Genomic DNA, 5,040 nt, shown 5'->3' with positions numbered 1-5,040 from the left:
GGGGTAAGACTGCGGCAAAAGCCATGGGCAACGGCCAGAAGCCGTCACCCGGGGCGCGGCAGTCTTAGATCGCCAGGCGCTTGCGGCCCTTGGCGCGGCGTGCGTTCAGCACGGCACGGCCACCACGGGTCTTCATGCGGACACGGAAACCGTGGGTGCGCTTGCGACGGGTAACGGAAGGTTGGTAGGTACGCTTCATGATGCACTCTCTTGTTAATGGTGGTGCGGACGCTGCCGCACGCGCCGGGCCTAGGGTCGCCCCGCAAAGCCTGGTGTCGATTCATTAGGAGAAATCGCCCACGCAGACTGCCGTGCGCTGTGTTGTTCGGGTCGAGGGCGTCTCCGGCAACACAGGCACCGAAAGTCTCGGGCCTTAGCCGGATCAGGCGCGACGGGATGAACCCGGCGTCGGTCTGACGCGAACAAGCGTGCGCTCCCCTGCCGCGCATCGCAGAACCCGCCATTTAAACGATATTTGCAGCATCTGTCAACCCTGATGGATTGGGGATAACGTGCGCTCCACGCCAGAAATCCACCTGCCTGCAAGTTGTCCCCAACGCCTTGTGCGGCTTGGGTCATTTCGGTGAAAGCCTTGCCGGTATTGGGTTTTTGGGGAGGCGTCAAAATCAGTTGTCCACTGCTACTCACAGCAGGTCCACAGGTTATCCACAGACTTATCCTTTGTGGATAACTTTCGGCCGGGGGTACAATCCCGTTCCAATAACGAATGCCACCCGGTTTCTGGCCCGCGCCAGAGGCCCGGCGGCCGGCCCGCCCGGGGACGTCGACAGACGCGTGTGGCGCCGGTCAAACACCAAACGATAACGATGCAGGATTTCTGGCATGCGGCATCCGCTCAACTTGAGAGTGAGCTGACGCCGCAACAATTCAAGACGTGGATCAAGCCGCTCACGCCGCTGTCGTTCGACGAGCAAGCGTGCACGCTGCGGATTGCCGCGCCTAACCGCTTCAAGCTCGACTGGGTCAAGAGCCAGTTCTCGGGCCGCATCCAGTCGCTCGCGTGCGACTACTGGGAGATGCAGGTCGACGTGCAGTTCGTGCTTGACCCGGCCGCCGGCCAGCGTCAGGCGGCCCAGCAGCCGCCGTTCGCTCCGGCGCCGATGCAACCGATGCCAGCGCAATCGATTCAGCCAAGGCAGGCAGCGCAGACCGCCATGCCGACTGCAAACGGCGCCGCACTGGATACTGCAGCCATGCGCCCGGCTCCCGCGATGTATCGCGAAACCGCGCTCGCCGCGGCCGGCCATGGGGTGAGTCACGCGGTGGCCGAAATCGACGTGCCCGTGATGGACGCCGCCGAGGTCAGGGCCCAGTCGTACCGCGTGCCGCCGCAGGCACCTGCCATGGTCACGGGCCTAGCGACACCACCGCAGGCGCCCGTGGACGACACCGTGCACGAGCGCTCGCGCCTGAACCAGATCCTCACGTTCGACAACTTCGTCACCGGTAAGGCCAACCAGCTGGCGCGCGCTGCCGCCATCCAGGTCGCCAACAACCCGGGCAAGTCGTACAACCCGCTCTACCTGTACGGCGGTGTGGGCCTGGGCAAGACGCACTTGATCCATGCCATCGGCAACTTCATGCTGATGGAGAATCCGCGCGCCCGCATTCGCTACATCCACGCAGAACAGTACGTTTCTGACGTCGTGAAGGCTTACCAGCGCAAGGCGTTTGATGATTTCAAGCGCTACTACCACTCGCTCGACCTGCTGCTGATCGATGACATCCAGTTCTTCTCGGGCAAGAACCGCACGCAGGAAGAATTCTTCTATGCGTTCGAGGCGCTGATCGCCAACCGCGCGCAGGTCATCATCACCAGCGATACGTATCCGAAAGAGATCACCGGCATTGATGACCGCCTGATCTCGCGCTTCGACTCCGGTTTGACGGTGGCCATCGAGCCGCCCGAGCTGGAAATGCGCGTCGCGATTCTGATGAAGAAGGCGCAGGCCGAGAACGTGACCGTGCCGGAAGAGGTGGCCTTTTTCGTGGCCAAGCACCTGCGCTCGAACGTGCGTGAGTTGGAAGGCGCGCTGCGCAAGATCCTGGCGTACTCCAACTTCCACGGCAAAGAGATCACGATCGAGGTCACGCGCGAGGCGCTGAAGGACCTGCTGACGGTGCAGAACCGCCAGATCTCGGTGGAGAACATCCAGAAGACCTGCGCGGATTTCTACAACATCAAGGTCGCGGACATGTACTCCAAGAAGCGGCCGGCCAACATCGCGCGCCCGCGCCAGATCGCCATGTATCTGGCCAAGGAGCTCACGCAGAAGAGCCTGCCGGAAATTGGCGAACTCTTTGGCGGGCGCGATCACACCACCGTGCTGCACGCGGTGCGCAAGATTGCCGACGAGCGCACCAAGGACGCCCAGCTCAACCACGAACTGCACGTGCTGGAGCAAACGCTCAAGGGTTGACCGCCGGATGGCCACCAGAGCGCATGGCAACGCCATTCGCCCTGAATCAACTCTCGGCCGACGCCCGCTCCAATGCGGGCGTCTTTTCATGCACAATAGACATATTTGCCGCGCGCGCGACGCTATTCAGCGCCCCCTTCTTTGCGGTATAATTTGTGATTAACCCCTTGATTTTCAACAACTTTGGGGTTAATCGCGAATGCTCCTGCAGGCACAAGCCCAAATGGGCCAAGCTGGGGCGCGCGCGGTGTCACCTCAAACTGCAAGGATCGCCTTCATGCAATTGGTCAAAACCTCGCGAGACAACCTGCTGCGTCCGCTGCAAATCGTGAGCGGCATCGTGGAACGCCGACACACGCTGCCCATCCTGGCCAACCTGCTGATCCGCAAGACGGGGGAACGGGTTTCCTTCCTGTCCACCGACATCGAAATCCAGATCACCACGCACGCCGATTGCGGTGCCGGCGCTGGTGACGTGGCCACCACCGTGGCCGCCCGCAAGCTGGTCGACATCCTGCGCGCGATGCCTGATGGCGAAGTGGCGCTGACGCTCAACGACAAGCGCATGACGGTGCAATCCGGCAAGAGCCGCTTTGCCCTGCAAACGCTGGCCGCCGAAGAATTCCCGACCGTGGCAGAGGCCACCGACTTTGGCGCGCGCATCACCGTGCCGCAGAAGACGCTCAAGCACCTGCTGGCGATGGTGCACTTTGCGATGGCCCAGCAGGACATCCGCTACTACCTCAACGGCATGCTGCTGGTGGTGGACGGCAAGCAAGTCATGGCTGTTGCCACCGACGGCCACCGCCTGGCCTACTGCGGCGTGGAAACCGGCGAACAACCGGCAGGCGCCGGCGGCCGCCACGAAGTCATCATCCCGCGCAAGACCATTCTTGAGCTGCAACGCCTGCTGGAAGACGTGGACGATCCCGTCTCGGTGCAACTGGCGTCGAACCAGGTCAAGTTCACCTTCGGCAATATCGAGCTGATCTCCAAGCTGGTCGAAGGCAAGTTCCCGGATTTCCAGCGCGTGATCCCCAAGGGTTACCGCAACAGCTTCACGATCGACCGTACGTTCCTGCAAAGCGCACTGCAGCGTACGGCCATCCTGACGACCGATAAGTTCAAGGGCGTGCGCTGCATGCTCGACACCAACGTCCTGAAGATCAGCTCCACCAACGCTGACCAGGAAGAAGCGCAGGAAGAACTCGAAATCGACTACCAGGGCGACGCGCTGGATATCGGTTTCAACGTCACCTACCTGCTGGACGTGCTGGCCAACCTCAAGGCCGAAAAGGTGCAGGTGAGCCTGGGCGACTCCAACTCGAGCGCCCTCATCACCCTGCCCGACGACGACACCTTCAAGTACGTCGTCATGCCGATGCGCATTTGACGAGGCTTCCTCTACAAGCCGCGCAAACCAAACATCGAAAGCAAGACGAGGGGCTGGATCGGGACGATCCGCCCCTTCGCCGTTTTTAAGCAACCCCGCCATGTGCGCTGAGAACCGTATCTCCGTGCCCGTGGCAGCGAGCAGAACGACATGACCGAAGAGCAGAAACCGCAATCCACCCCCGCCGACAGCAGCAGCTACGGCGCCGCCTCGATCCAAATCTTGGAAGGCCTGGAGGCGGTGCGCAAGCGGCCCGGCATGTACATCGGCGATACGTCCGACGGCACCGGCCTGCACCACCTCGTGTTCGAGGTGCTGGACAACTCCATCGACGAAGCGCTGGCTGGCCATTGCACCGAGATCCAGGTCACCATCCACACCGACAACTCCATCTCGGTGGTGGACAACGGCCGCGGCATCCCGACCGGCATCAAGTTTGACGACAAGCACGAGCCCAAGCGCAGCGCGGCCGAAATCGTCATGACCGAGCTGCACGCCGGCGGCAAGTTTGACCAGAACAGCTACAAGGTCTCGGGCGGCCTGCACGGCGTGGGCGTGTCTTGCGTGAACGGCCTGTCGAAATGGCTGAAGGTCATCATCCGCCGTGACGGCAAGGTCCACCACATCGATTTCGCACGTGGCATTCCGCAGAACCGCCTGCTGGAAACCATGGAAGCGCCGGACGGCAAGATGGTTGAAGTCTCGCCGCTGCGTGTGTCGGGCACCACCGACCGCCGCGGCACCGAAGTGCACTTCCTGGCCGACGAAGAGATCTTCACCAACGTCGAATACCACTACGAGATTCTCTCCAAGCGTATTCGCGAGCTCTCGTTCCTGAACAACGGCGTGCACATCCGCCTGACCGACCAGCGCACCGGCAAGGAAGAAGACTTCGCCTTCTCGGGCGGCGTGAAGGGCTTTGTTGAATACATCAACAAGAACAAGACCGCGCTGCACCCGACCATCTTCTTTGCCACCGGCGAGAAAGACGGCGTGGGCGTGGAAGTGTCCATGCAATGGAACGACGCCTACAACGAGCAGGTGCTCTGCTTCACCAACAACATCCCGCAGCGTGACGGCGGCACCCACCTCACGGGCCTGCGCGCCGCCATGACGCGCGTCATCAACAAATACATCACCGACAACGAGATCGCCAAGAAAGCCAAGGTCGACACCTCGGGCGACGACATGCGCGAAGGCTTGACC

At 61.8% G+C, this 5,040-nt stretch carries 4 protein-coding genes; 3 read left to right on the top strand and 1 reads right to left on the bottom strand.

Annotated features, from left to right (window positions below; all coding sequences use genetic code 11):
• Window positions 1–64: 64 nt before the first annotated feature.
• Window positions 65–199 (bottom strand): 50S ribosomal protein L34, encoded by a 135-nt coding sequence (gene rpmH, locus JHD73_RS26545; RefSeq protein WP_003262958.1) that lies wholly within the window; start codon window positions 197–199, stop codon window positions 65–67.
• Between the two features lie 628 nt (window positions 200–827).
• On the opposite strand from rpmH, the gene dnaA reads away from it, so the two are divergent.
• The 3 genes from dnaA to JHD73_RS26530 all read left to right on the top strand — a co-directional run.
• A complete protein-coding gene (gene dnaA / locus JHD73_RS26540) occupies window positions 828–2,441 on the top strand; it encodes a chromosomal replication initiator protein DnaA (RefSeq protein WP_233177169.1) in 1,614 nt (537 codons plus the stop codon).
• A gap of 277 nt (window positions 2,442–2,718) precedes the next feature.
• The gene (gene dnaN / locus JHD73_RS26535) at window positions 2,719–3,834 is read left to right on the top strand and encodes a DNA polymerase III subunit beta (RefSeq protein WP_199033137.1); all 1,116 of its coding nucleotides are present in this window, start codon (window positions 2,719–2,721) and stop codon (window positions 3,832–3,834) included.
• Window positions 3,835–3,984: 150 nt separating this feature from the next.
• The coding region (locus tag JHD73_RS26530) for an ATP-binding protein (RefSeq protein WP_199033136.1) at window positions 3,985–5,040 on the top strand (1,056 nt) is incomplete at its 3' end.

It is taken from the genome of Ralstonia sp. ASV6, from assembly GCF_016429285.1.
Classification (GTDB): Bacteria; Pseudomonadota; Gammaproteobacteria; order Burkholderiales; family Burkholderiaceae; genus Ralstonia; species Ralstonia flaminis.
Note: the sequence above shows the minus strand (reverse complement) of the source record. Positions and strands in the feature narration are given on the sequence as shown.